This window comes from Sphingomonas sp. 67-41, from assembly GCF_001899725.1.
GTDB classification, from domain to species: domain Bacteria; phylum Pseudomonadota; class Alphaproteobacteria; order Sphingomonadales; family Sphingomonadaceae; genus Sphingomonas; species Sphingomonas leidyi.
Window position 1 is genome coordinate 1 of record NZ_MKWJ01000008.1, and the last position, 24,656, is coordinate 24,656.

The 24,656-nt window shown below is 62.8% G+C and carries 22 protein-coding genes and 1 pseudogene; 6 read left to right on the forward strand and 17 right to left on the reverse strand.

Going from position 1 to position 24,656, the window contains the following annotated elements; genetic code table 11:
• The 4 genes from BGP17_RS03880 to BGP17_RS03895 all read right to left on the reverse strand — a co-directional run.
• The coding region (locus BGP17_RS03880; protein WP_502688446.1) for an acyl-CoA synthetase at positions 1-1,564 on the reverse strand (1,564 nt) is incomplete at its 3' end.
• A gap of 85 nt (positions 1,565-1,649) precedes the next feature.
• A complete protein-coding gene (locus tag BGP17_RS03885; protein WP_286711094.1) occupies positions 1,650-2,756 on the reverse strand; it encodes an Rv3169 family protein in 1,107 nt (368 codons plus the stop codon).
• A gap of 72 nt (positions 2,757-2,828) precedes the next feature.
• Positions 2,829-3,482 (reverse strand): TetR family transcriptional regulator, encoded by a 654-nt coding sequence (locus BGP17_RS03890; RefSeq protein ID WP_286711095.1) that lies wholly within the window; start codon positions 3,480-3,482, stop codon positions 2,829-2,831.
• Between the two features lie 98 nt (positions 3,483-3,580).
• Positions 3,581-4,363: an enoyl-CoA hydratase-related protein gene (locus tag BGP17_RS03895; RefSeq protein WP_286711096.1), complete on the reverse strand. Its 783-nt coding sequence runs from the start codon at positions 4,361-4,363 to the stop codon at positions 3,581-3,583.
• Positions 4,364-4,553: 190 nt separating this feature from the next.
• Between BGP17_RS03895 and BGP17_RS03900 the strand changes: the two genes are divergently transcribed.
• Genes BGP17_RS03900 through BGP17_RS03910 form a run of 3 tightly spaced genes read left to right on the forward strand, consistent with a single transcriptional unit; the run spans position 4,554 to position 6,968 of the window.
• Positions 4,554-5,348 (forward strand): tyrosine-protein phosphatase, encoded by a 795-nt coding sequence (locus BGP17_RS03900; RefSeq protein WP_286711097.1) that lies wholly within the window; start codon positions 4,554-4,556, stop codon positions 5,346-5,348.
• A gap of 43 nt (positions 5,349-5,391) precedes the next feature.
• Positions 5,392-5,709 carry a 2Fe-2S iron-sulfur cluster-binding protein gene (locus BGP17_RS03905; RefSeq protein ID WP_286711098.1) on the forward strand — a complete coding sequence of 106 codons (318 nt, stop codon included), beginning with the start codon at positions 5,392-5,394 and terminating at the stop codon, positions 5,707-5,709.
• 11 nt (positions 5,710-5,720) lie between these two features.
• Positions 5,721-6,968: an NAD(P)/FAD-dependent oxidoreductase gene (locus BGP17_RS03910; RefSeq protein ID WP_286711099.1), complete on the forward strand. Its 1,248-nt coding sequence runs from the start codon at positions 5,721-5,723 to the stop codon at positions 6,966-6,968.
• Positions 6,969-7,074: 106 nt separating this feature from the next.
• Here the strand turns inward: BGP17_RS03910 and BGP17_RS03915 are convergent, their stop codons facing one another.
• The 7 genes from BGP17_RS03915 to BGP17_RS03945 are packed head-to-tail and all read right to left on the reverse strand — an operon-like array spanning position 7,075 to position 14,161.
• On the reverse strand, positions 7,075-8,097 hold the full coding sequence (locus BGP17_RS03915) for a phosphotransferase family protein (RefSeq protein WP_286711100.1): 1,023 nt from the start codon (positions 8,095-8,097) through the stop codon (positions 7,075-7,077).
• Positions 8,094-9,233: an acyl-CoA dehydrogenase family protein gene (locus BGP17_RS03920; protein WP_286711101.1), complete on the reverse strand. Its 1,140-nt coding sequence runs from the start codon at positions 9,231-9,233 to the stop codon at positions 8,094-8,096. Before BGP17_RS03920 ends, BGP17_RS03915 begins: the two co-directional genes overlap by 4 nt.
• Entirely contained in the window at positions 9,230-10,207 is a 978-nt protein-coding gene (locus tag BGP17_RS03925) for an NAD(P)H-dependent flavin oxidoreductase (protein WP_286711102.1), read from the reverse strand. The genes BGP17_RS03920 and BGP17_RS03925 overlap by 4 nt, the downstream gene beginning before the upstream one ends.
• A 30-nt stretch (positions 10,208-10,237) precedes the next feature.
• On the reverse strand, positions 10,238-11,020 hold the full coding sequence (locus tag BGP17_RS03930; RefSeq protein ID WP_286711103.1) for an enoyl-CoA hydratase/isomerase family protein: 783 nt from the start codon (positions 11,018-11,020) through the stop codon (positions 10,238-10,240).
• Positions 11,017-12,201: an acyl-CoA dehydrogenase family protein gene (locus BGP17_RS03935; RefSeq protein WP_286711104.1), complete on the reverse strand. Its 1,185-nt coding sequence runs from the start codon at positions 12,199-12,201 to the stop codon at positions 11,017-11,019. Before BGP17_RS03935 ends, BGP17_RS03930 begins: the two co-directional genes overlap by 4 nt.
• Positions 12,198-12,959 carry an SDR family NAD(P)-dependent oxidoreductase gene (locus BGP17_RS03940; RefSeq protein ID WP_286711105.1) on the reverse strand — a complete coding sequence of 254 codons (762 nt, stop codon included), beginning with the start codon at positions 12,957-12,959 and terminating at the stop codon, positions 12,198-12,200. Before BGP17_RS03940 ends, BGP17_RS03935 begins: the two co-directional genes overlap by 4 nt.
• Positions 12,960-12,976: 17 nt before the next feature.
• The gene (locus BGP17_RS03945; protein WP_286711106.1) at positions 12,977-14,161 is read right to left on the reverse strand and encodes an acetyl-CoA C-acyltransferase; all 1,185 of its coding nucleotides are present in this window, start codon (positions 14,159-14,161) and stop codon (positions 12,977-12,979) included.
• An 86-nt stretch (positions 14,162-14,247) separates the two neighbouring features.
• Between BGP17_RS03945 and BGP17_RS03950 the strand changes: the two genes are divergently transcribed.
• Positions 14,248-14,886: a TetR/AcrR family transcriptional regulator gene (locus BGP17_RS03950; protein WP_502688447.1), complete on the forward strand. Its 639-nt coding sequence runs from the start codon at positions 14,248-14,250 to the stop codon at positions 14,884-14,886.
• A gap of 121 nt (positions 14,887-15,007) precedes the next feature.
• Here the strand turns inward: BGP17_RS03950 and BGP17_RS03955 are convergent.
• Positions 15,008-15,706 (reverse strand): annotated as a pseudogene (locus BGP17_RS03955) (SDR family oxidoreductase); the annotation flags it as partial.
• A 259-nt stretch (positions 15,707-15,965) separates the two neighbouring features.
• Here BGP17_RS03955 and BGP17_RS03960 point away from each other — a divergent pair.
• The gene (locus BGP17_RS03960; RefSeq protein WP_286711107.1) at positions 15,966-17,087 is read left to right on the forward strand and encodes an NAD(P)-dependent alcohol dehydrogenase; all 1,122 of its coding nucleotides are present in this window, start codon (positions 15,966-15,968) and stop codon (positions 17,085-17,087) included.
• A 19-nt stretch (positions 17,088-17,106) separates the two neighbouring features.
• Complete coding sequence (locus tag BGP17_RS03965) at positions 17,107-18,354, forward strand: cytochrome P450 (protein ID WP_286711108.1); 1,248 nt, start codon at positions 17,107-17,109, stop codon at positions 18,352-18,354.
• A 90-nt stretch (positions 18,355-18,444) separates the two neighbouring features.
• Here the strand turns inward: BGP17_RS03965 and BGP17_RS03970 are convergent, their stop codons facing one another.
• From BGP17_RS03970 to BGP17_RS03990, 5 genes are all read right to left on the reverse strand, one after another.
• Positions 18,445-19,962, reverse strand: coding sequence for an acyl-CoA synthetase (locus BGP17_RS03970; protein WP_286711109.1), 1,518 nt, complete (start codon positions 19,960-19,962; stop codon positions 18,445-18,447).
• A gap of 125 nt (positions 19,963-20,087) precedes the next feature.
• Positions 20,088-20,603: a cupin domain-containing protein gene (locus tag BGP17_RS03975; protein ID WP_286711110.1), complete on the reverse strand. Its 516-nt coding sequence runs from the start codon at positions 20,601-20,603 to the stop codon at positions 20,088-20,090.
• A gap of 27 nt (positions 20,604-20,630) precedes the next feature.
• Positions 20,631-21,458 (reverse strand): meso-2,3-butanediol dehydrogenase, encoded by an 828-nt coding sequence (budC, locus tag BGP17_RS03980; RefSeq protein WP_286711111.1) that lies wholly within the window; start codon positions 21,456-21,458, stop codon positions 20,631-20,633.
• On the reverse strand, positions 21,455-22,234 hold the full coding sequence (locus tag BGP17_RS03985) for an SDR family NAD(P)-dependent oxidoreductase (RefSeq protein WP_286711112.1): 780 nt from the start codon (positions 22,232-22,234) through the stop codon (positions 21,455-21,457). The genes budC and BGP17_RS03985 overlap by 4 nt, the downstream gene beginning before the upstream one ends.
• Before the next feature lie 69 nt (positions 22,235-22,303).
• Positions 22,304-24,610 carry a TonB-dependent receptor gene (locus BGP17_RS03990; protein WP_286711113.1) on the reverse strand — a complete coding sequence of 769 codons (2,307 nt, stop codon included), beginning with the start codon at positions 24,608-24,610 and terminating at the stop codon, positions 22,304-22,306.
• Positions 24,611-24,656: the final 46 nt, after the last annotated feature.

Consider the following 24,656-nt stretch of genomic DNA (forward strand, 5'->3'; position numbering starts at 1 on the left):
ACCCGTCACACCGCTCGACAAACGGGGTCCCTTTTGGACGCCGATAGGGGGTCCTTTTTGGACGCCGATTGACACAGGCAACGATGGCGCTGTCCTTCTTCCCCCAATAGGCGTCGCGGATCAGGCGCTTGTAGAGCTTGCCCGTCGGATGACGCGGCAGTTCCTGCATGAAATCGACCCGTCGCGGCATCTTGACCCCGGATATCTGCGGACGCAGCCAGACCAGGAGTTCCTCGGCGAACGCATCATTGGCATCTTCCCAATCCGCCGGCTGGATGACCGCTACAACCATCTCGCCCATCTCGGGATCGGGCGCGCCGACCACGGCGGCGTCCGCGATCCGGGGATGGACCACGAGCAGATTCTCGATCTCCTGCGGATAGATATTGACCCCACCCGAAATGATCATGAAGCTCTTGCGGTCGGTCAGATACAGGAAGCCGTCCTCGTCGAGCCAGCCGACGTCGCCCAATGTCGTCCAACCATGCCGGTTCGTGGCGGCCTGCGTCTTTTCCGGGTCGTTGTGATAGACGAAGGAAGGACCACCCTCGAAATAGACCGCGCCCTCGGTGCGTGGCGGAAGGGGTTCGCCATCTTCATCGCAGATGCGCACCGTGCCGACCACGGCCTTGCCCACGGAGCCGGGATGTTCGAGCCATTGCCTAGAATCGATGAGGGTCATGCCGTTGTTTTCTGTGCCGGCATAATATTCGTAGAGGATCGGCCCCCACCATTCGATCATCGCCTGTTTCACCGGCACCGGACAGGGTGCCGCGGCATGAATGGCAACCTTGAGCGATGACAGGTCGTAGCGCGCGCGCACCTCGTCGGGCAGCTTGAGCATCCGCACGAAGTGGGTGGGAACCCATTGGCTGTGGGTCACGCGATATCGCTCGATCAGCGCGAGAGCGCATTCCGGATCGAACTTCGTCATGACTACGATGGTCGTGCCCAGCTTCTGGGCAGCCATGCACCAGCGAAGCGGCGCGGCGTGATAGAGTGGCGCCGGGCAAAGATAGACGGTTTGAGGGCCGAAGCCGAAGATGTTCGCCGCCACCGTCGCGAGCGGCGTGGGCCCGTGAATGTCCTCGTCGACGGGCAGAGGCGGCCGGATACCCTTGGGGCGTCCCGTGGTACCGGACGAATAGAGCATGTCCGCACCGGCACGCTGGTCGGCGATCGGCGTCGGGTCGAGGCGATCTGCTTCGTTCTCCCAGGACCGATATCCTTCCGCTTCGCCCCCAACCAGAAACAGCTCCACGTCAGAGAGCAGGGTCGGCAACGCAGCGAAGGCGCCGCCTATGGCGTTGGACACGACGATCGCCTTCGCGCCGCCGTCGCGCGCGATATATTCGATCTCCGGCGGCGTGAGCTTGGACGAAATGCAGATGAGATAGAGGCCCGCGCGCTGTGCGGCCCAGGCGATCTCCATATACCGGACATTATTGTCCATCACGACGGCAAGCGTGTCGCCGATGGCGAGGCCGGACGCACGCAGAAGCCTCGCTCCCTGGTTCGACCTTGCATCGAGCTCGCCGAAAGTAACGGTTTCGCCGCTGTCCATGATGACAGCGGCACGGTCTGGAGAGATTTTGGCGTGATGACTGGGGTGCATGGCAATCCTCTGGAACGATTTTCTTGGGCGTCTGTCAGCCGGCCGGATCGAGCATTCCCGTAAATCCCAGCGGCTTGTAGGGGCCGAGGATCAGTTGCTCGAAGACACCGATCCCGCTCGCCGAAGGTCGGCCCGCCTGCTGGAACGTGACTTTCGACGGGAACTGCACGTGGAGATTGTCGATCGCCATCGGGTCCAGGTCTGCGAACCGTATGTCCTCCCGTTCGACGACCCGGTCCCCCTTGTAGAGACCATGCCCCCAGGTCGGGGATACATAGCCGATGCCGCGCATCTGAAACCGCCCGACCGGCTCGATCAGAATCTCGATCTCGGATTCACCCGGTGGACTGATCGCCAACCGTCCGCTTGCGGGATGCCGCGTTCCGGGCACACACACGGTCTCGAGCGCGGCATCGGAGATTTCGACATGGCCGTCCGCGCCGGCGCCGTCGGGGACCAGGACCGAGCGCAGATTGAAGGGCCGACCCTCGGCGTCGGCATTGATATGGAAGAATATGCTCCGGTCGGCGAAATTCAGTGGCGTCCACTGCCAGAAGAATCCGGGCGCGACCGCAGGAGCATAGGGCTGGGCATCCGCCGCGCCGATCGGGCGCACCCCCCAACTGCGATCCCGCGTGCCGACGGTCTCCGGGGCAAGCGCGAAGCGCTCACCATCGACCTCGATCCACCCCGTGTACCGTCCGTTCTGCGTCATGCGTGTATAGTCGAGGAAAGTCCGCGGGCCGATGCGGTGGGTGAAGCGGGGCTCCTCGATCGGGAAGGCGCGCCCCTCGAAGGTCAGGTCGGCGCTGATGCCCGTCTCGTCCGCGACAGTGATACGCAGCGACTGGAGCGGCTCGAGAACCTCGATCCGGATCGGTCCCACCTGGAGGTCCATCCGCTCCATTCCCAGCACGCGGGAGGCATGGACGCAATATTGCGTCTCGCCGCGCACGAACGAAAAATGGGCGTCGGCGATATTGAGGTGCGGATAGATGCCGAAGGCAACGGCAAAAAAACCGGATCCGTCCGGGCCGTAGCCGTTGAAGAAGTAGCGATCATAGAAATTTCGGTCGGTGCCGGCAAACGCCACCGGCTCCGGCAACTGGTGGATGGGGTATTCATCTCCCTTGGTCAGCACAGGCAATCCTTTCCGGCTCGTTGGCCCTCGGACTACCTAATTCATTACCTAACTAAAATCCAGCGAGAACATTCACGCTGGGCTCGAGGCGACATCTCCAGGAGCCCTGAGGCCATCCATGATGACCAGCGCGGTCTGCTCGGCGTAGGACCTCTGGAGGTCCTCATCGATGAGGTCAGTGCCGTGGACATATTTGAGAACGAAGCGCGCGGTGAAAATCTGGTCGCACGCGCCGATCACGGTGAAGTAGAACAACTTGGGGTCCACCGCACGGAACTCGCCCGCGGCGACGCCTTCGGCGATCATCCGGCTATAGGCGTTGTGAATGGGCCGAAGGAAACGGTCGGCGATGCGTTGGGCCGTCGCCTCGTCCGCGCCGCGCATGAGTTCCACGCTCAGTCGATTGAGATAAGGGAAGCGGAAATAGATGCGAATGACCCCCGAGAGATGCGCGCGCATCTTTCTGGTCGGCGAAAGATCCATGGCCACCAACCCCTCCAGCTGTTCGATCGCGATCGCGAGATCGCGCTCGAGCAAAGCCGAAAAGAGCCCGTGCTTGTTGCCAAAATGATATTTGACGAGCGCGGAATTCACCCCCGCCCGACCGGCGATGTCGTTGAGCGAAAGCTCCAGCGAATCGCGCTCTTTCATGATGTCGCTTGCCGCTGCAAGCAGGAGATCACGCGCCTGCCCGCGCACCGAGAATAGATTTGTCGCCAATGTCATTCACCCGTCATAATTGATCAAGTGACTACAGCGTCGTTGCGGCTTTGTCACCGGGCGCCGGCCTCCCTTCCGCAGAGGAAGACCGGGGCCCCGTGCGATCAGCGGCCGCGCCACTGAGGCGGGCGCTTTTCCGAGAAAGCCCGCGGGCCCTCGACGAAGTCGTTGGACGCGAACAGCGCCTCCATCGCGGGATACCCCATTTGATCGCGCAGCGCCTCGTCGAGGGCCCCCTCGAGACCGCGGCGCACCGCCTCCTTGGTGGCCCTGATCGCCATGGGACTGGCGATGCAGATTTCTCTTGCGACAGCCAGCGCCTCTTCAAGAAGGGCTTCTGGCGCTGCGACCCGACTGACGAACCCGAGCGATTTACCCTCTTCCGCGCCGACCCTGCGCGAGGTCAGAATGAGGTCCATCGCCCGTGAAAGCCCGATCGCGCGAGGAAGACGGTGGACACCGCCGCCCAGGGCAACGAGCCCGACCCGGGGTTCGGGGAGCGAGAACAGTGCTTTTTCCGACGCAACGACGATGTCGCAGGCAAGCGCGAGTTCGAAGCCGCCGCCCATCGCCACGCCATTGACCGCGGCGATCAGCGGCTTGTCGAGACTGGGCCGCGACGTCAGCCCGGCAAAGCCATTATCCGCCGCTTTGAGATCACCCGTCGCCGCCTGATATTTCAGGTCGTTCCCGGCGCAGAAGGCGCGGTCTCCCGCGCCGGTGACAATTGCCACCCATTGATCGGGATCGGCCAGGAAGTCGTCGAACACGCGATCAAGCTCCTGGTGCGCCGGATAATGGAGCGCATTCATCACTTCGGGACGGTTCAGGGTGACGATCGTGATTGGTCCCTGGCGGTCGACCTGGACGAACTCAAAGCTGGACATTGCTTCTCCTTTGCATGATGGCGTGAGGGTGCATGAAGCGCCTGCTCCACGTGAGCAAGCGCGCTCCAGTGCGGAACCATCCTAATGTTACACGGTCCGCGCACCGGTTTTCTTTTCCTCTTTAATCGACTAATGACTTTCTGCCAATGGGATTCGGCGGGGCCTCGCCCGCGCCTGAACAGGAGCGTGGATGCAAATCGGTGTCGCCAATTTCCGCCAGTTCGGAGGCTATGCGTCCCGTCATGGCGGGAACCTCATATCCGACAGGCTCTACCGGTCGGGTGAGCTGTCAGGCGCGACCGCGGAAGGCACGGCCATGCTCCTTGGCACGAACTTCTCTTTGGTGGCCGATCTTCGCTATCCAAGCGAACGCCTTGCGCAACGGTCGCCATGGCCGGCGCATTGGAATGCCAGGCTCGTCAGCCATGAAGAAGAGCGCGAAAAGGAAGCTCCTCATCTCGCCCTGCTTCGCACGCCGGGCACCACGGTGTCGGCCGTGGACGGCTTTTACGCCGAGCTTTACGACACTCTGGCCATCAGCCGCCCCTACGAGGCGCTATTCGGACATCTTCTGCAACGCATCGCGGCAACGGATGGTCCGGTTCTCGTGCATTGCACGGCGGGCAAGGATCGCACGGGCATGTTCGTCGCCCTGCTCCACGCGATCCTTGGCGTTTCGCGCGACGATATCCTGACCGACTATCTTCGGTCGAGCGATGCACCAGGCCTGAGTGACGCAGGCCCTGATCTCGTCGTGCGTATCGAGAGACGCTTTGGTCATCGGCCGCCGCTGGATCTGGTGGAGCGCCTGCTGGCGGTGAAGCCCGACTATCTGGACCGGATGTTTGCGGCCATTGATCGTCGGTATGGCACCCTCAACGACTATTTCCAGCATATCGGCGTCACCGATGATGTTCAGGCCGCTCTCCGCTGGCGGCTCGTGCACGGAATGACCAGCGGTCACCATGCTCAAAAGCCGGCCTGAGACGGCCACAAATCACATCAAATCAACAAGCAGGGATGAGGAAATGCCCAGAATTTATCTGACTACCAGGGACGGGACGGAGAAGATCATCGAGGCTACGGACGGTCTCAGCTTGATGGAGGTGATCCGCGACGATGGCGTAGACGAATTGCTCGCCCTGTGCGGCGGCTGCTGTTCCTGCGCGACCTGCCATGTCTATATCGATCAGGATCAAGATGCCCGTTTGCCGCCGATGAGCGAAGACGAAAGCGACCTGCTCGACAGTTCGTCACATCGGGAGGACAGCTCCCGCCTGTCCTGCCAGATCACGATCGACGATCGGCTGGACGGCCTTCGCGTGACCATCGCGCCGGAAGACTGAGAGCCTGCCGGATGACATTGGCGCCTCGACATTTTTCAGTAGTCATCGTCGGCGGCGGCCATAGCGCCGCGCAGGCCGCAATTGCGCTGCGGCAGCGAAAGTTCGAAGGGACGGTGGCGATCATCGGCGAGGAAACCGAGCTGCCCTATGAACGCCCGCCTCTTTCAAAAGATTATCTGGCCGGTCGAAAGCCTTTCGAACGCCTGCTGATCCGCCCCGCGACCTTCTGGCACGAGCGCGAGATTGCGATGCTGACCGGACAGCGCGTCGTGTCGGTGGATCCGGACGCGAAGATCGTGCGGACCCACGATGGAACGGCGATCAGCTATGACGATTTGATCTGGGCCGCAGGCGGTCATGCACGTGCGCTCACTGGCGTGGCACCTGGCCTTGCAGGCATCCATACGGTGCGAACGCGCGCCGATATCGACAGGATGATGGGCGAACTCCTATCGGTCACCCATGTTGCCGTGATCGGTGGCGGGTATATCGGCCTCGAGACCGCCGCCGTACTCGCCAAGCTCGGCAAGCGGATCACGTTGATCGAGGCACAGGAACGGCTTCTTGCGCGCGTCGGAGGAGCCGCCCTTTCGCACTTCTACGAAAGCGAGCACCGCGCCCACGGTGTCGATATAAGATTGAACGAAACCGTTGCGGAGGTTCAGGCCGTAGCCGGGAAGGTTTCCGGCCTCCGGCTCGGATCCGGTGAGGTCATTCCAGCCGAGATGATCGTCGTGGGCATCGGGATCATCCCTGCCATCGAACCACTGCTGGCGGCCGGCGCGCGCGGCGGCAACGGTGTCGAAGTCGATGGCAACGGCCAGACGTCGCTACCGCACGTCTATGCGGCCGGCGACTGCGCACTCCATACGAACCGCTATGCCGGCGGTCGATTGATCCGGCTCGAATCTGTCCAGAACGCAAATGACATGGCGACCGCCATCGCCCGCGCGATCATGGGCGATCCCGAACCCTACAACGCGATCCCGTGGTTCTGGTCCAACCAATATGACCTGAAATTGCAGACTATCGGACTCTCGGTCGATCATGACGAAGAAATCGTCCGAGGCGATCCGGCCGATCGCTCCTTTTCGATCATCTACCGCAAGGAAGGGCGCGTCATCGCGCTCGATTGCATCAATGCAACCAGGGACTATGTTCAGGGCAAGCTGCTTGTCGCCGCGGAGGCAAAACTCCCGCGCGAGATGCTTGAGAATAGCGCGGTTCCGCTGAAGCAGATACTGGAACACGCAGCATAGAGTTCATCCCAGCAGATCGGCGAGCCGGAAATGGGCGACAAAGCGCGGCGCATGGAAGATGTCCCTCCACCTATCGGAGCCGCGCGCATGCTACAGCCGTATCGGGTCAGCCGTCGAGTACGACGCAGCCACGCTTCGCGATGTAAGGCGTCTCGTTCGAGGCGGCCGCCTCATGACCCGTGCCGATTCCGTCCCGGCCCCGCCGATAGACACCTTGCGCAATCGCTGCCAGCCTGAACAAGGCAAAGGCGACATAGAAGTTCCAGTGGTCGATCTCGCGCCGCCCCGTCTTCCGGCAATAAGCCTGCATCAGCGATGACTCATCGGGAATGCCGCTTTGCGCGAAATCCACGCCCTCGAGCGTCCCAAACCAGGGCAGGCGCGCGTGATAGCCGATGGAGGCATAAGCGAGATCGGCCAGCGGATGGCCCAGCGTGCAGAGTTCCCAGTCCAGCAACGCGATTGCTCGTGGCTCTGTGGGATGAATCATCAGATTCTCCAGCCGGAAGTCCCCATGCGCGATCGTCACGGTATCGTCCTGGGGAATCAACGCCGGCAATTCGGCGATCAGCCGCTCCATTTCAGGAATGGTCTCTGTTTCGGAGCCGCGATATTGCTTGGTCCAGCGCCCGATCTGCCGCTCGAAATAATTGCCGGGACGCCCGAGATCGCCGAGACCGACGCTGGCGGCGTCCACACTATGGAGCCTGGCCATGACATCGATGAAGCTTTCGTAGACGGCCTTGCGCTCATCGGGCGTCATTCCCGGAAGCTTGGTGTCGCGGAAGATACGCCCCTCGAGAAAATCCATGACGTAGAAGCTGGTGCCGATGATGCCGGAATCTTCGCACAGGAGACGGACATTGGGGACAGGCACGTCCGTCGCCTTGAGCGCCGCCATGATGCGGTATTCCCGCTCGATCTGATGGGCGCTGGGCAACAGCACGCCAGCGGGCTTCTTGCGCAGGACATAGCGGCTGCCGGTCTCGCCATCCCTCAGCAGGAAGGTGGGATTGGATGCGCCGCCGGTGAGACGCGTGGTCACAAGATTGCCGGTAAAGCCTTCGAGGTTGGCGGCAAGATAAGCGCCGAGCGCCTTGTCGTCGAACTGCTGGTTGTCCTCGCTCATCGGTCCGCTCGCAGCCCCCTGGCAATCACCATCCGCAAAATATCGGACGTTCCCTCGTAAATCTGGCACACACGCACATCCCGGTAGATTTTCGCAATGCCGAACTCCTCGAGATATCCATAGCCGCCCAGCGTCTGGAGTGCCCCGGAACAGACCGCCTCGGCCGTCTCGGATGCAAAGAGCTTGGCCATCGACGCTTCGGAAAGGCAGCGCTCGCCCGCATCCTTGCGTGCGGCGGCCGCCAGCACCAGGGCTTCGGCCGCCGCGAGCCGCGCGGCAAGATCCGCCAGACGAAAGCCGACGGCCTGATGCTCGATGATCGCCTTGCCGAAGGAACGTCGTTCCCGCGCATACACGACCGCCTTTTCGAGGGCCGCGCGTGCCATGCCGACGCTTTGCGCGGCAATGCCGATGCGCCCGGTCTCCAGGTTGGCCAGCGCGATCTTGTAGCCGTCGCCTTCACGGCCCAGCAACTGGTCCTCGCCCACCGCCATGTCGACGAACCGGAGCGCGCAAGTGTCCGATGCCCGTTGCCCAAGCTTGTGCTCGACCTTGTCGACTTCAAATCCGGCTGTGTCGGTCGGAACAACAAACGCCGAAAGCCCACGCTTGCCGGCCTCTACGTTCGTCACCGCAAACACGATGGCGACGCCACCTATGCGACCCGAGGTGATGAACTGCTTTGTCCCATTGAGCACATAACCGCTGCCCGATCGCTCGGCGCGCGTGCGGATCGCCGAAGCGTCTGACCCCGCGTCCGTTTCGGTCAGCGCGAAGGCACCGATCGACCTGCCCGCGCACATGTCGGGCAGGAACCGCTCCTTTTGCGCCTGCGACCCGGACTGGAGCAAGCAGGCGATGGCAGGCGCATTATGGACGCTGATCACCGTGGAGAGGCCGCCATCGCCGGCCGCGATCTCCATGAGCGCCAGGGCATAGGAGACATAATCGGCCTCGGTGCCACCAAAAGCCTCCGGCGCCGTCATGCCCATCAGGCCGAGCTGTGCCAGTTCGGTGAACAGTTCGACCGGATACCGGCCGTCCGCTTCCCATTGAATGGCGTTGGGTGCGATGCGATCACGGGAAAAGGCGGCAACCGTGTCCCGGATGGCCTGCTGCGTCTCCGTCAGCCTCATGCAACCATTCCGGCCAGGCGCGCCTTGATGATGGCTTCCGCCTCACCGACAATCCGCTCGATCAGGGCCGCGCAACTCGGCACGTCATGAATGAGCCCCTGGACCTGCCCGGCCCAGACCAGGCCGGCGTCGAGATCGCCGCTTTCAAGGGCCACACGTCCCCTCGCACCCGACACCAGCGGCCGGATGTCTTCGAATACCGCACCCTCGCGTGCCGAAATCTCGACCACCTGATCCGAGACGCTGTTCCTTGCGACACGGCCTGTATTGTGGAACTTGCGGAAAATCAGATTGGTCGACCGCTCGTCATTGTCGACGAGGAACTGCTTGACGCGGTCGTGGATCGGCGCCTCCACGGTCGCACAGAAGCGCGTTCCCATGTTGATGCCGTCCGCCCCGAGCGCCAGTGCAGCGGCGAGGCCGCGCCCGTCGCCGAACCCGCCACTGGCGATCATCGGAATGCTGACCTTGTCCGCCGCCGCCGGGATCAGAATGAGACCCGGAATGTCATCTTCGCCGGGATGTCCGGCGCATTCGAAACCGTCAATCGAGATCGCGTCCGCCCCCATCCGTTCGGCCGACACCGCGTGACGAACGGCCGTGCATTTATGGACAACCTTGATGCCCGCCGCCTTGAAGTCGTCGATATGCTCCTGCGGCTTGTATCCGGCGGTCTCGACGATGCGGACGCCGCCATCGATGATCGCCTTGCGATATTCAGCATAGGGCGGCGGGGACACCGAGGGCAGGATGGTGAGGTTGACGCCGAACGGCTTGTCCGTCAGCGACCGGCACCGGTCGATTTCCCGGCGCAGATCATCGGGCGTCGGCTGGGTGAGCGCGGTCAGGATGCCGAGCCCCCCGGCGTTGGATACGGCAGCGGCGAGTTCCGCGCGGCCTACCCACATCATGCCGCCCTGAACGATCGGATGTTCGATCCCCAGCAATTCGGTGAAACGCGTCTTGATCGCCATAAGTCTATACCTCTCCGCCCGTTCCGGCGCTCAATCGAATTCAGGTTTGCGGCGCGCGAGGAAAGCCGCGACGCCCGCTTGTCCATGCGCCGATCGGCCGCATTCGACGATCGACCGCGCCTCGAACTCCATCTGCGCCTCAAGGCTTTCGCCGAAACTGTTCAACAGCAGCGCACGAGTACGTCCGAGAGCGAAGGTCGGCCCGGTCGCGAGCTCGTGCGCGATCGCCATGGCCTCTTCGAGGAGCGCGCCGTCGTCCACAACACGGGTGACGACGCCAAGCTCAGCGGCCTGCTCGGCGCCGAGCCGCTGGTTGCGCAGCATGATCTCCTGAGCGCGCCGCAGCCCGACCAGTCGGGGCAGCAACCATGTCGAGCCGCCGTCGGGCGACAGGCCAATAGCGCCATAGGCCACGTTGAATGTTGCCGATCGGGCCGCCAGCGCGATGTCGCCAAGAATAGCGAGACTGAACCCAGCACCCGCGGCAGCGCCGTTGACGGCGGTGACGAGCGGCTTTTCCATCCGTGCCAGCCGGCTGACGGCCTGATGCAAATAGATCGTCAGATCCTTGAGCAGCGCCGGCAAACCATCTCCAGCACTCGCGAAGGCCCCCACATCCCCGCCAGGGCAGAACAGCTTGCCCCTGGCGGTGAGCACGACGCTGCGAATGGTCGCGTCCTCGTCGCACTGGACCGCGGCCCGTGCCAACGCCTTGGCGAGATCCAGATTGATGCTGTTCGCGGCGTCGGGGCGATCCAGCACCAGCCGGGCGACCGCCCCTTCCCGCTCGAAACGCAACCCCGCGCCGGTCATGACGCTTTCTCCAGGCTGTGCGCGTGGTCGCGCTTGATCTTCTTCGCGAGACTCCATTTGTGCACCTCGGTCGGCCCGTCATAGATGCGAAAGGCGCGGATCTCGCGGAACACCTGCTCGACAACCGTATCCTGGGTAACGCCGCTGCCGCCCATCACCTGAACACAGCGGTCAGCGACGCGCATCAGCGCCTCGGACACGGCGACCTTCGTCATCGAACTCTCGGCCGAACCGAGCGAACCGCTGTCGAGTACCGTCGCGCACCAGTCGATCATCAGTTCGGCCTGCTTCAGGTCGATAAGATTCTCGGCGAGCATGAAGCCGACGCCTTCATGGTCGATCAACGTCTTGCCGAACGCCTTGCGGCGACAGGCATAGGCCGTGGCGATTTCATTCGCCCGGATTGCCGCGCCCTGCCAGCGCATGCAATGCGACAGCCGCGCGGGGCTGAGCCGCACCTGGGCATATTGGAAGCCCTCGCCGCTATGACCCAGCATCTGGTCGGCCGGCACACGCAGATTCTCGATCGCAACGACGGCGTGACCGCCAGGCATCGAGCTGTCGATCGTGTTCGGAACGCGCTCGATGCGGATCGCTGGGTCAGGCAGGTCGACCAGGAACATGCAGGCGCCGTCGTCGGACTTGGCCATGACAATGCCGACTTTGGCCCCCTGGGCTCCTGTGATGAAGGCCTTGCGGCCGTTGATCACCCAGTGATTGCCGTCCTGATGGCAGGTCGTGAGCATCATCGAGGGATCGGACCCGGCGCCATTGTCCTCGGCCGGCTCGGTCATGAAGAAAGCCGAACGTGCCCGTCCCTCCACCATTGGCTTGAGGAAACGGTCCTTGATCTCCGGGCTGCCGACCTTGCCGAGCAGGTACATATTGCCTTCGTCCGGCGCGGCCGTGTTGACCGCCAGCGGGCCGAGTGGCGAAAGACCTGACTTCTGAAGGACGATCGCAGTCTCGCGCTGCGAGAGATGGCTGCCGTCAGGCAGGATATGCGGCGTCAGCACGCCGGCCGCCCGCGCTTTCTCGCGCAGCTCCGTGACGAGTTCGTCAGTCGGCGCGTCATGATGATCGCGGCGCGGATCCTTTTCATAGGGAACGACGACGTCGCGAACGAACGCCTCGACTTTTGCGGCGATCTCCGCCGTCTTTTCGGGGCCGACGCCACTCATCGCGGCGCCATCCGGATGGCGCCGTCGAGACGGATCACTTCGCCGTTCAGCATCGGATTGGCAATGATCGCCTCGACCATCTGGGCATATTCCTCGGGCTTGCCAAGGCGGCTGGGATGCGGAACCTGGGTGCCGAGGCTGTCCTGCGCGGCCTGGGGCAGGCCCATCAGCATCGGTGTCAGAAAAATGCCCGGCGCAATGGTGACGACGCGGATTTTGTGCTGGGCCAGATCACGCGCGACCGGCAGGGTAAGGCCGACCACGCCGCCCTTGGATGCGGCATAGGCCGCTTGCCCGATCTGGCCGTCATAGGCAGCGACCGACGCAGTATTGACGATGACACCGCGCTCCTCCCCGATCGGCTCGGCCGCCGCGAGGCGCGCCGCGAACTTCGAGATGACGTTGAAGGTGCCGATCAGGTTGACCTCGACGGTCTTGCGGAATGCGTCGAGCGGATGCGGCGCGTTTTCCCTGCCGACCGTCTTGATCGCCGGCGCAACACCGGCGCAGTTGACCAGCACGCGGGCAACGCCATGCGCCTCCTCGGCCTTCGCCACAGCTTGCGACACGCTGGCGTCGTCGGACACATTCACCTTGACGAAAAGGCCTCCGATGTCCGCAGCGTGGGCCGCCCCTGTCTCCTCATTAAGATCGAAAATCGTGACCCGGGCGCCCTTCTGGGCAAGCAGTCTCGCCGTTGCACCCCCCAGGCCCGATGCGCCGCCTGTCACGATGGCGCCGATACCGTTCAATTCCATTGGGCGTCCCCTTCCTGTTACGCGATCTCAACCGCGACCGCCGTCGCCTCGCCGCCACCGATGCACAGGGCGGCAACGCCCCGCTTGAGCCCGCGCGCCTTCAGGGCGGACACGAGAGTGACGATGATCCGGGCGCCCGATGCGCCGATGGGATGGCCAAGCGCGGTCGCCCCGCCGTTCACGTTCAGCTTTTCGTGGGGAATGCCCAGATCCCGCATCGCGATCATCGCCACGACGGCAAAGGCCTCGTTGATCTCGAACAGATCGACATCCTCGATGGTCCAACCTGTCTTGGCGAGAAGCTTGCGAATAGCGGGCACCGGCGCCGTGGTGAAAAGAGCGGGCTCCTGCGCATGAGCTGCCATGCCCATGATGCGCGCCTCGATCGGAAAGTCGCGGCTTTGTGCCACGCTTTCGCGCACGAGCACGAGCGCCGCGGCGCCATCGGAGATGGATGAGGAATTGGCCGCCGTTACCGTTCCACCATCGACGAAGGCGGGCTTGAGCAAGGGGATCTTGTCCGGCCGTGCCTTGCCCGGCTGCTCATCCACCGCAACGGTCGTGGCGGAGCCGCGGGTAGAGACCTCCACAGGCACGATTTCGGCCGCGAATACCCCGCCGGCGATCGCCGCATTCGCCCGCGAAAGGCTCGCAAGCGCGTAGGCGTCCTGCTCCTCTCGTGAAAACTGGTATTCGCGTGCGCTATCCTCGGCAAATGCCCCCATCGGCTTGCCGCGCGCATAGGCGTCCTCAAGACCATCCATCATCATCGTGTCGACGACACGGTCATGCCCGATCCGTGCGCCGCCACGATGCTTGGGCAGCGCATAAGGCGCGTTGGTCATGCTTTCCATGCCGCCCGCAACCGCGATATCGATGGAACCGGAGAGAATGGCCTCACACGCCATGATCGTCGCCTGCATGCCCGAACCGCACATCTTGTTCACGGTCGTCGCCTCGACGCTCCGCGCCAGCCCGGCGCCGAGCGCGGCCTGGCGCGCCGGCGCCTGCCCCTGGGCCGCGGGCAGGACACAGCCCATATAGATCCGCTCGACGGCTTCGGATCCGATCCCGGCGCGCTCGACCGCCGAGCGGATCGCGGCCGAGCCGAGTTCAACGGCCGTCATCGGTGCGAAAGCACCCTGAAACCCGGCCATGGGCGTGCGCGCAACCGACGCGATAATCACAGGATCGAACGACATGTCAGACAGACTCCGACTGATATTGAAAAGATTCTCGATTCTCTATACGCATACGTAACTTCCATATGGACGTGTAAAGGTCAATCGTGAAACCTTCGACTGAACCCGATCAAAGCCCGTTCCGGTCGCCTGGCGATCGGATCGAGGAACGAGAACGCAAGCGCGAAGCAGTGCTCGTCGCGGCCGTAAGGATGTTCAACAGTCGCGGTTTCCACGCGACGTCGCTTGACGATGTCGCGGTTTCGCTCGGCGTCACGCGGCCGGTCGTCTATCATTATCTCGGCAACAAGGATCAGGTACTGTTCGAATGCGTGCGCCGAGGCCTGGAACAGTTGCAGGATGCGGCACGCAAAGCCTCGAATCATCCGGGCAACGGACTGGCGCGGCTGCGCGCTTTCCTGATCCGCTATGCCGAGATCAACATGGATGATTTCGGGCGTTGCGTCATCCGTACCGGCGACGAGTTGCTCTCCGATGAAAGTGCCACCCGGTTCCGATCCCTGAAACGGGAGGTCGATCAGTCGCTTCGCGCCCTTATCGAGGACGCTGTTTGGGACGGCTCGCTTGCCACGACCGATGTTCGCTTCACCGCCTTTGCCCTTGCGGGGGCGCTGAACTGGCCGGCGCGGTGGTACAGGCCCGATGGGACAGAAACCGCTGGCGAGGTGGCTGAAAAGCTTGTCGACATCCTTCTGCGCGGCCTGCTGCCCACCTCCGCCTGCTGAGCGGAGCACGGTCCTGGGGGCTCTCATCGGAATGCCTCGGGGATGGCATCGATCGCGGCATCGCCAGATCATTGCCGCCATCGACGTTGAGGATCGCCCCGGTGATATAACGCGCCTGCTCGCTCGCCAGGAACAGCGCCGCCTCGACAATATCCTGTTTCGTGCCATAGGCACGCAAGGCAAGCCGCCCCTTGATAGCGGCTTCGGTTGCCGAATCCCCGGCAAGACGCGCCATGCCCTCGGTATCGGAGATCGGCCCGGGCGAGATCGCATTGACGCGAACCCCCGCCGGCCCCCACTCGAGCGCAAGGCAACGGGTGACCATGTTCACTCCGGCCTTGGCGGCACAGGCATGGACCTGGAACGCTGTCGGATGGACAGCCTGGCCGGCTGAAATGGCTATCAGCGAAGCACCCGGCCGCTTCAGCCACGGATAGCTTGCCCTGAATATGTTGAAAGTTCCGAGCAGGTCGATATCGACGACCGTCTTGAAGGCATTGGCGCTCAACCCAAGAGCCGGCGCCAGGAAATTCCCCGCCGCTCCGGAAATCACGACATCGACCGGACCATTGGCCTCGACGGCAGCGGCAAAAGCGGCCTCGACCGCCGCATAGTCGCGAACGTCGCACGCAAATCCCAGCGCGCCCAGCCCGTCATCACGCATTTGCTTTGCGGCCGACTCGATACGGTCCGGATCGCGACTCAAGAGGACGACATCTGCCCCGCGCTCGGCAAAACCGCGTGCAATCGCCAGATTGATCCCTCGCGAAGCGCCCGCGACGACCACGGATCTGATATTGGATGCGGCGCGCGCCGACATGATCGTGCCTCTCTCGACAATCCTGTGCCGTCCTTTTCATTATTTCATTAGTTAATTGACGTGAAAACTGCAATGCCGCTCACCGCCGCTCCGCGGCCTATATGCCTGTTCCCTGACTTTTCGGCCACCAAAGGCCCGCGCCCGGCAAAAGCGCGCACCGGGCCAGGATGGCACCGCATCCGCCGCGAAGCCCCATCGCTATTGAATTGGCGATTATTCTCTGCCATTAATTCAGTGACTAATTGTGGGTAAGGAAGGCATGGAAGTTACAGCAGCGGTCGTGGATGGTCCCGGAGCGGAATTCCGTGTGGAAACCGTCACGCTCGATGAGATCAGGCCCGATGAGATTTTGGTGCGGATCGTCGGCGTGGGCCTCTGCCACACCGACATCGTGGCGCAGATGGGCGCATTCGGCTTCGACCGGCCCGTCGTGCTGGGTCATGAGGGCGCCGGGATCGTCGAGCGCGTCGGCTCCGATATCGGCGACTTCCAGGCAGGCGATCGCGTCGCGATCAGCTTCCGGTCATGCGGAGAGTGCCGCCAGTGCCTCGCCGGCCTTCCCTCCTATTGCCAGACCATGCCCGCGCTCAATTATGCGGGCATGCGCCCCGATGGCTCGACCACTCTCAGCCGGGCCAACGGGCCGCTGGCGTCCAATTTCTTCGGCCAGTCCTCTTTTGCTACCCACGCGATCACCTATGCGCGTAACCTCGCCAGGGTGCCCGACGATTTTCCGCTCGAGATCGCCGGTCCCCTTGGGTGCGGCGTCCAGACAGGCGCGGGAGCCGTCATGCGCTCGCTGGGCTGCGAAGCCGGATCAGCGCTGCTGGTGATCGGCGGTGGCGCAGTCGGCCTGAGCGCCGTCATGGGCGCCATCATCCAGCAATGCGCCACCATCATCGTTGTCGAACCCCATGCGGCGAGGAGGGATCTGGCACTCGAACTGGGCGCCACGCATAGTCTCGATCCAATCGGAGACGCCGACTGGGCGGCGGCAGTGCGCGCCATCGTCCCCGACGGCGTGCAATATGTACTCGACACCACCGGACGCCCCGACGCGCTTGCGGCTGCCCTGTCTGTCCTGGCGCCGCGCGGAGCACTCGGATTGGTCGGCATCGCCGCGCCCGGCACGCCTCCGCCGGGCGAGATCAACAATCTGATGACACTGGGCCATCGCATCATCGGCATCATCGAGGGGGACAGCGATCCCGCGGCCTTTATCCCCGAGCTCATAGAGCATCATCGCAACGGACGGCTCCCGCTCGATAAGCTCGTGACGATCTACCCCCTTTCGAAGATCAACGACGCCATTCGCGACCAGCATGAGGGAAAATGCATCAAGGCTGTACTCACGCCTGACACCGCGCAAGCCGCGCAATGACGATTTACGGAGAGATAAAGTGACCAGCTTCACGATCAACGACATCGCGGACAATGCCCTGTATGGCGACGCGGATCGCCTGCAAGACTATTTCCGCTGGCTGCGAACCGAGCACCCCGTCGCCTACGCCACACCCGAGGGATATCGACCGTTCTGGATCGTTTCACGGCATGACGATATCCGGGAACTGGAACGCCAATCGGAGATATTCAACGCCGGTCCACGCAATACACTGTTGCCGATCGAGGTCGAAGACGCCAACCGGGCCAATCACGGCGTCGAGGCCGGCATCTACTCGCTCGTCGTCATCGACGGACAGCGCCATCAGGATATGCGCGCGCTCACGCAGGACTATTTTCTGCCGAAAAATGTCCGCCAGCTGGAGGGGCTCATCAACCAGCTTGCGGATCAATATGTCGATCGCCTCACCGGTCTGGGCGGCGAGTGCGATTTCGTCGAGGACGTCGCGTTCTGGTATCCGCTGCGGGTCGCGATGACCATTCTCGGCATCAACGAAGAAGACGAAGCCCGGATGCTCAAGCTCACCCAAGAGACATTCGGCTCCTCGGACCCCAACATCGTCAGGCCAGGCATGACGCAGGCCGAACATCTGCAAGCGGTGAAGATGGATTTCCTGGCCTTTTTCGACGAGATCACCCGTGATCGCCGGGCCAATCCGCGCGATGACGTCGCCACGCTGATCGCCAACGGCAAACCCGGCGGCGAGGATATGTCGATCGAAGAACGCATCGGCTATTATATCATTGTCGCTACCGCCGGTCATGACACCACGGCCGCCTCGATCGCGGGGGGGCTCAAGGCGCTGATCGACGATCCCGAGCAATTCCTGCGCCTGCGCGCCGATCCAGCTCTGCTCAAATCATTCGCGAATGAAGCGATACGCTGGACCGCGCCGGTCAAGCATTTCTTCCGCAATGTCACCGCCGACTACGAGCTGCGCGGAAAGACGATTGCGAAGGGTGACACGGTCATGCTGAGCTACGGCGCCGCCACGCGTGACCCCGAAGCCTTCGACGCCCCCGATCAGTTCCGCATCGACCGCAGCCCCAACAATCATCTCTCCTTTGGATATGGCGCGCACCAATGCCTGGGGCAGTTCCTCGCAAAGCTGGAGATCGAGGCATTTTTCCGATCGTTCCTCGATCGGGTCGAGACCGTAGAAGTGGCCGGCCCCGTCCGCTATGTCGAAGCGCCGTTCGTCACCGGCATCAAGAATTTTCCGATCCGCTACACGCTCAAGGCATGACCAGCAGCGAGGTCACCCGTTCGTTCGGGCGGCCTCGCTTGCCATTGTAACCATCGAGGCGACTCGCCGCTGCCAGACTGCTACGGCGGTTTATGTCCGAAGCAGGGTTTTAAGGATTTTCCCGGCGGCGGAGAGCGGGAGCGCGTCGCGGAACTCGAAGCTCCTGGGGCATTTGTAGCCGGCGATCCGCGCGCGGCAATGGGCGAGAAGCGCGGTCTCGTCGCGCGTTTCGCCAGGGCGCACGACGATCACGGCATGAACGGATTCGCCCCAATGGGGATGCGGGCGGCCGACGACTGCGCATTGGGCGACCGAGGGATGGCTCGCCAGCGCGCCCTCGACCTCGACCGAATAGACATTCTCGCCGCCGCTCACGATCATGTCCTTGAGCCGATCGACGACATGGACATAGCCCGCCTCGTCCATCCAGCCGATGTCGCCCGTATGCATCCAGCCGCCGCGCAGCGCCGCGGCGGTTTCCTCCGGCCGGTTCCAATAGCCGAGCATCACGCCCTCGCCGCGCGCCACGATTTCGCCGTGGGTCCGGACGGGGACCTCCTGATCATGCTCGTCGACGATCCTCAACTCGACGGTCATCGTCGCCCGGCCGGCGGAACGGATACGCTCGCCCGCCGGGTCCAGCGCACGGTGATCGGCGGGCCCGAGCAACGTGGCGACCGGCGACAGCTCGGTCATGCCGTAAGCCTGGACGAAACCACACCGCGGCAAGGCCTCGATCAGCCGGTCCATCAAAGCGGCGGGGATCGGGGCGGCACCATAGATGATCCGTTCGATGCTGCTGAGGTCATGGTTCGCGAAGGCGGGATGATCGAGCAGCGCCTGGATCATCGTCGGCACCAGAAACAGGTCGGTGACGCTGTGGGCGGCCACCGCGCGCATGACTGCCTCGGCGTCGAAACCGGGCACGAAAACATGTACCGAACGCCGCAGCATCGCAGCGATCAGGCCCGAGATCGCTCCGACATGGAACAGCGGCGCGGTATGCATCATGCATGCGCCCGGAGCGCAATCGGAGGTACCGGCATATCCAAGTGCCGATGCCATCATCGACCTGTGGGTCAGCATGACGCCCTTGGGCTTGCCCGTCGTTCCGCCGGTATAGAGGATAGCGGCCAGGTCGTCGCCGCCGCGCAGATGTTCTTCGGCAGGCTCGGCCGCAAGCAGCCGCGCCTCATAGTCAGGCGAGCCGGCAACGAGGACCGTCTCGATGCAGGGCGCGAGACTGCGCAGTTCGGACGCATGCCCCAGATGCTTCTCGTCGACGATGAGAATCCGCGTGTCGCAGTCCGCCAGAGAATAGGCGATCTCGCCCAACGTCCAACGCAGGTTGACCGGGTTGATCACGCCGCCCGCCCACCAGGTGCCCAGCATATAGTCGAGAAAGTGGTCGCCATTGGCGGCCAGCATCCCCACGCGGCCGCCCGGTTCGAGCCTGGCTTCATGCAGGATGCCGGCAAGGCGGCGCACACGCTCGCCGATCTGGCGCCAGGTCCGAACACGCCCCGCATCGATCGTCGCCACAGTCCCCGCCGCTTCCCGAAGCGCCCGGTGAAATGGCTGCGTTAGATACTGTTCCAGTCCGTGCATCCGCGGTTTCCGATGGGCTCATGCCCCGTTTCAGGTGGAAGGATCGCCCCGCCCCTGCATCGCCGCGACGATCGCCGGACAATGTTGCGCAAAAGCGGGCATCGAGAACTTCATGGCCCGCGCAGCTACAGGCTGCTCGGCGGCCTTTCGCCTTGCCATTGGCTCTGCTGCGCGGCGATCGCGCCCACCGTCTTGTCCCAGAAACCCTTATTGTTGGCGAGCCAGCGAATATTGAACTGCTCCGCCGTCCGGAACTCGAGCAACTCGACGCCCTGCTCACCCGGCGTATAGGCGTAGGGGACCTCGCTACCCACGAAAAAGCCATCGCCGGCACCGAGCGTCTCGGTGCCAAGCCGAAGATTGCCGGCGATGATATAGTAGAGGCAATCCGCGTCATGGCTGTGGCGGGGCAGTGGGAACCCGCTCTTGAACCAGGCGTAGGTCAGGCTCATGCCCGGCATGGCGAAGAGCAGCTTCACAATGGTGCCGTTGTCGGCACCCGCCATACCTGCGCGCTGGAGACCATCGCTGATGATCGGCGTCAAATGCTCGGTCACCATGACATCGAGTTCGGCATAGGGCGGCGCGTCGGCCATGCGATAGATGGCGAACTTGTCGGATTTGGCCTTATCGCGTTCCATAGCTATCCTCTCTGGTTCCCTTGTGATTCAGACAAGCGGTATCGGCTCTCCTGTCGCCAGCAATGTCGGCAGATCGGGTTGCCCGGTATGCGCCGTCAGTCCGCCATCGACGGGAAGCGCGACCCCCGTGATGAAGCTCGCGTCATCTGACGCCAGAAATGCGATGACTGACGCGATTTCCTCAGCCTGCGCGAAGCGCCTGGTCGGTACGCGACGCTCCCAATAGGCCCGCATTCCCGGCATCGTTTCAAGGTCGGACATTATGGGCGTGTCGACCGGGCCGGGGCAAATAGTATTGGCGCGTATCCCCTCTGCGGCGTGGTCGATCGCCAAGGCTCGCATGAAGTTGATCACGCCCGCCTTGGCGCTATTATAGGCGGCAAAGCCATAGTCCGCCGCAAGGCCGGAAATCGAGGCGACCGTCAGGATGACACCGCTTTTCGCGGCGATCATCGACGGGAGAACCGCCCTGCTCGCATAGAAGACGGCATCGAGGTTGACCGCGAAGGTGCGCCGCCACTGATCCGCATCGAGATCGGACGTTCTGGCGTAAGAGCCGACGCCGGCGTTGTTAAGGAGGATATCCACGCTCCCGAACCGATTGCCGGTTTCGCGAACCATCGCGGTCACATCGGCAGCATCGGCGACATCGGTCCTGCGAAACAGCAAACGGTCTCGGCCCACTTGCGACAGAAGACGCTCGCCGGCTTCTTCATTCAGATCGGCGGCCATCACCGCCGCGCCTTCGGCATGGAATCGTTCCACGCTCGCGCGCCCGATTCCCGACGCTCCGCCCGTCACCACCACCACCTTGCCACAAAAGCGACCCGCCTGGAGAGATGCGGCCTCTTTCATAGCGACTGTCCGTCGTCGATGGTGAAGACACCGCCGGTCACCCTGCGCGCCGCATCGGACAGCAGATGCAGGACCGTCGCATCGAGATCCTCCGCGGCCAGCAGCCGCTTGCGCGGCCATCGTGCGATCTGTTTCTGCCCGCCCTCACTCGCGAACCACTCGTCGTTGAGGTCGGTTTCGATATAGCCGGGGCAGAGAATATTGACGCTGATGCCAGTGCGCGCCCATTCGCGGGCAAGCACCCTGCCCAACTGCACGACCGCCGCCTTGCTGGCGCTATAGGCTGCGAGCCCAGGTGTGACGGCGTGCGCGGTGATCGACGAGATGATCAGGATCCGACCATTCTCCCGTTCCCGGCTGCTCTGCGCAATCATGCGCCGCGCGGCTTCCTGTACCGTCAGGAACACCCCTTTGACGTTCGTCGCCATCACCGCATCGAACTCGTCTGCGCCAAGCTCCAGCGCCAGACCTTCCGAATTCATCCCGGCATTGGCGATGACGCCGTCGATCGGCCCGAACGCCCTCTCGCCCTCCTCATAGGCCTGCCCGACGGAGACGGGGTCCGTCACATCCATGCGGACGCCAACCGCGCGGCCACCGGAAGCCTGGATCTCGGCGACTATGGTCTCAAGCTTGTCGGTGCGTCGTGCGACGAGGACAACCGATGCGCCAGCCGCGGCGAGAACGCGGGCAAAATGCGCGCCCAGACCGGACGACGCTCCCGACACCAGAACGACACGGGACTCCATGCTCCGGGATGAATAGCCGTTGGACATGATCGCGCTCCTTCCAGGCCCATCAAGACAGGAAGCGGAACGGTCACCAGACCGCTCCGCTTCCTTGCCCTAGAAGTTGCCGCGCAGCGTGAGACCGAAGGTCCGGGGCGCCGCTAGGTAGACATTCTCGTCGCCCGTCTGCAACGGCGTGTTGAACGCGAAGGTGCCGTAGATCTTGTCGAACAGGTTCTGGACCCAGGCTTCCACCTGCCATCCGCCACGCCCGGATTTGATTCCCAAATTCGCATTTACGAGGCTGACCGCCGATCGCCGGACGAGCGAGGCCGTGTTATACAATTGCGGTCCGGTATATTGGTACTGAACACGGCCAGTGAGGCTGAGGTCGTCGGTGATCGGCTGATCGAGATTGACCGTGGCATTGCCCGTGAATTTCGACGCGTAGCGGAAGCGATGCCCGGAAAGCACGGGATCGATGTTGGGATCATCACCAAATGCCGCCTTAGGCAACCAGGTACCGTCAAGACCGAGCGTGACGGCATCATTGATCTTGAACAGGTTTTCGATTTCCAACCCATAGGTTTCAGCAGACTTTGCGTTGAGCACGGCAAACTGCAAGCCGATGAACTGCGCGACCTGAAGGTCAGAAACATGGTTGTAAAAGACCGCCACATTCGTCCGTGCGCGGCGATCGAGATATTCGATCTTCGCGCCCAATTCGACCGCGTCCACTTTCTCAGGACGATAGGTCGGATCGAGAGGCGTAGCGCCCGGCACTTCCGCGGGATTATTGGCGGGCAGACCGGCTGCGTTCGCGTCCATGTTGACCCCACCCGCCTTGAAACCGCGATTATAGGTCAGATAGATCATAGCATCGCGCGAGGGATGATATTGAATTCCGAATGTTCCGCTGAGCGCCTTGTCCGTTCTGCTCGCGTTATAGGCTGGCCCAGGCTGCACGCCCAGCACACGGAACACGTCATTCGGCTCCGAGCGATAGAAGGGATTGAAGAAGAAGCCGCTCTTCTTTTCGATCGAATAGCGAAGACCAGCGATGATGTTCCACTTATCTCCTACCTTGAAATCGAAATGGGCGAACGCCGCATAGGAGCGCGAGCGCCCCCCCATCGCTTCCGTCGCCCAAGTGCCCGGGGCCGCATAGACCGTCCCGGGCGGCAGACCAGCAGCAGATAACAGCGTGTCCCAATAGACCTGACCCTGGCTCCCCCAACGCGTGGCCCGCGCCATCGAGAGCTTCTCGTTCGAATAGAAAGCGCCGAGCACATAGTTCGCATTCAGCGAACTGATCTTGCCGTTGTAGGTCAGTTCCTGCGAGAAGAACCGGCTGGCAAAGTCCTCGTCCAGGCTGAAAATGTCAGCTCCTGAAAAATCCGGATCAACGTCCGTCTGGATCACGCTGAACTTGCGCAGGGCCGTCACGGACTTCAGCGTGTCGCCACCGAGCTCGATATCGGTCAGCAGCGTGCCGCCATAGTCTTTTACCACCTGGTTACCCGGATGGTTCAGCGCAACTTCATAGTCCTTCAGCCGCGTCGACGGCGTCTTGAGACCCAATGCCAGGGTCAGCGCGTCGACCAGCGGCTGCGTCGGGCCGTCCACGAGATTTGAGGTGGCATAGCAACAGGCCCCATGCCCACGCGAATAGTCGCCGATGAGCCGAATCTTGACCGTATCCACCGGCTCGAACAGAAATTGCCCCTTGAAGGCATAGGTCTCGTCGCCATTGAGGCGCTTGCCTGTGTTGACATCCTTGTAGATGCCGTCGCGGGTCGAATAAAGGCCGGCCACCCTGATCGCGGCATTCTCGCTCAATGGGACGTTAACCGCGCCTTTGGCCAGAAAGGTGTCGAAGTTTCCGTAACCGATCTCATATTTGCCTTCGACCCGATCCAACTCGGGCGCGGTGGAGCTGATCAAAACCGCGCCGGCTGACGTGTTCTTGCCGAACAGGGTTCCTTGCGGACCACGCAGAATCTGCAGATTGTCGATGTCGTTGAAATTCTGAAGCGCCGCCGCCGCCCTCGTTCGATATACGCCATCGATAAAGACACCAACCGCGCCCTCGAAGCTTCTGCTGTTTCCCGTCGTGCCGAGACCGCGAATCTGGATGTTGGCGGTCGACGTCGATATATTGCCCGCAGTGAACTGGACGCTCGGAGAGATCGCAGCGACGTTCGCGATATTCTCGACACGGGCCGTCGCGAGCTGCTGGGCTCCGGCCGCCGTGATCGCGACCGGAACATCCTGCAGACGCTCCGACCGTCGCTGAGCCGTCACGACGATGTCCTGAAGACCAGGACCCTCCGGTGGAGTTTGCGGCGGCGCATCCTGAGCAAAGGCCGGGGCCGCCAAAGCGGCGATGCCAACGCCAGCCAGAAAAAATCCGATCCTTCCCATATCATCCTCCCTGCGACCTGATACGTCGCTATTGCCCGTGCCGCAT

Coding starts and splice junctions, on each gene's coding strand:
- BGP17_RS03940 (WP_286711105.1), bottom strand. CDS start 12,959: ATGGAATTGAACGGTATCGGCGCCATCGTGACAGGCGGCGCATCGGGC.
- BGP17_RS03910 (WP_286711099.1), top strand. CDS start 5,721: ATGACATTGGCGCCTCGACATTTTTCAGTAGTCATCGTCGGCGGCGGC.
- BGP17_RS03930 (WP_286711103.1), bottom strand. CDS start 11,020: ATGACCGGCGCGGGGTTGCGTTTCGAGCGGGAAGGGGCGGTCGCCCGG.
- BGP17_RS03900 (WP_286711097.1), top strand. CDS start 4,554: ATGCAAATCGGTGTCGCCAATTTCCGCCAGTTCGGAGGCTATGCGTCC.
- BGP17_RS03920 (WP_286711101.1), bottom strand. CDS start 9,233: ATGAGGCTGACGGAGACGCAGCAGGCCATCCGGGACACGGTTGCCGCC.
- BGP17_RS03935 (WP_286711104.1), bottom strand. CDS start 12,201: ATGAGTGGCGTCGGCCCCGAAAAGACGGCGGAGATCGCCGCAAAAGTC.
- BGP17_RS03975 (WP_286711110.1), bottom strand. CDS start 20,603: ATGGAACGCGATAAGGCCAAATCCGACAAGTTCGCCATCTATCGCATG.
- BGP17_RS03925 (WP_286711102.1), bottom strand. CDS start 10,207: ATGGCGATCAAGACGCGTTTCACCGAATTGCTGGGGATCGAACATCCG.
- BGP17_RS03905 (WP_286711098.1), top strand. CDS start 5,392: ATGCCCAGAATTTATCTGACTACCAGGGACGGGACGGAGAAGATCATC.
- BGP17_RS03985 (WP_286711112.1), bottom strand. CDS start 22,234: ATGTCCAACGGCTATTCATCCCGGAGCATGGAGTCCCGTGTCGTTCTG.
- BGP17_RS03945 (WP_286711106.1), bottom strand. CDS start 14,161: ATGTCGTTCGATCCTGTGATTATCGCGTCGGTTGCGCGCACGCCCATG.
- BGP17_RS03890 (WP_286711095.1), bottom strand. CDS start 3,482: ATGACATTGGCGACAAATCTATTCTCGGTGCGCGGGCAGGCGCGTGAT.
- BGP17_RS03990 (WP_286711113.1), bottom strand. CDS start 24,610: ATGGGAAGGATCGGATTTTTTCTGGCTGGCGTTGGCATCGCCGCTTTG.
- BGP17_RS03895 (WP_286711096.1), bottom strand. CDS start 4,363: ATGTCCAGCTTTGAGTTCGTCCAGGTCGACCGCCAGGGACCAATCACG.
- BGP17_RS03915 (WP_286711100.1), bottom strand. CDS start 8,097: ATGAGCGAGGACAACCAGCAGTTCGACGACAAGGCGCTCGGCGCTTAT.
- BGP17_RS03970 (WP_286711109.1), bottom strand. CDS start 19,962: ATGCACGGACTGGAACAGTATCTAACGCAGCCATTTCACCGGGCGCTT.
- budC (WP_286711111.1), bottom strand. CDS start 21,458: ATGAAAGAGGCCGCATCTCTCCAGGCGGGTCGCTTTTGTGGCAAGGTG.
- BGP17_RS03960 (WP_286711107.1), top strand. CDS start 15,966: ATGGAAGTTACAGCAGCGGTCGTGGATGGTCCCGGAGCGGAATTCCGT.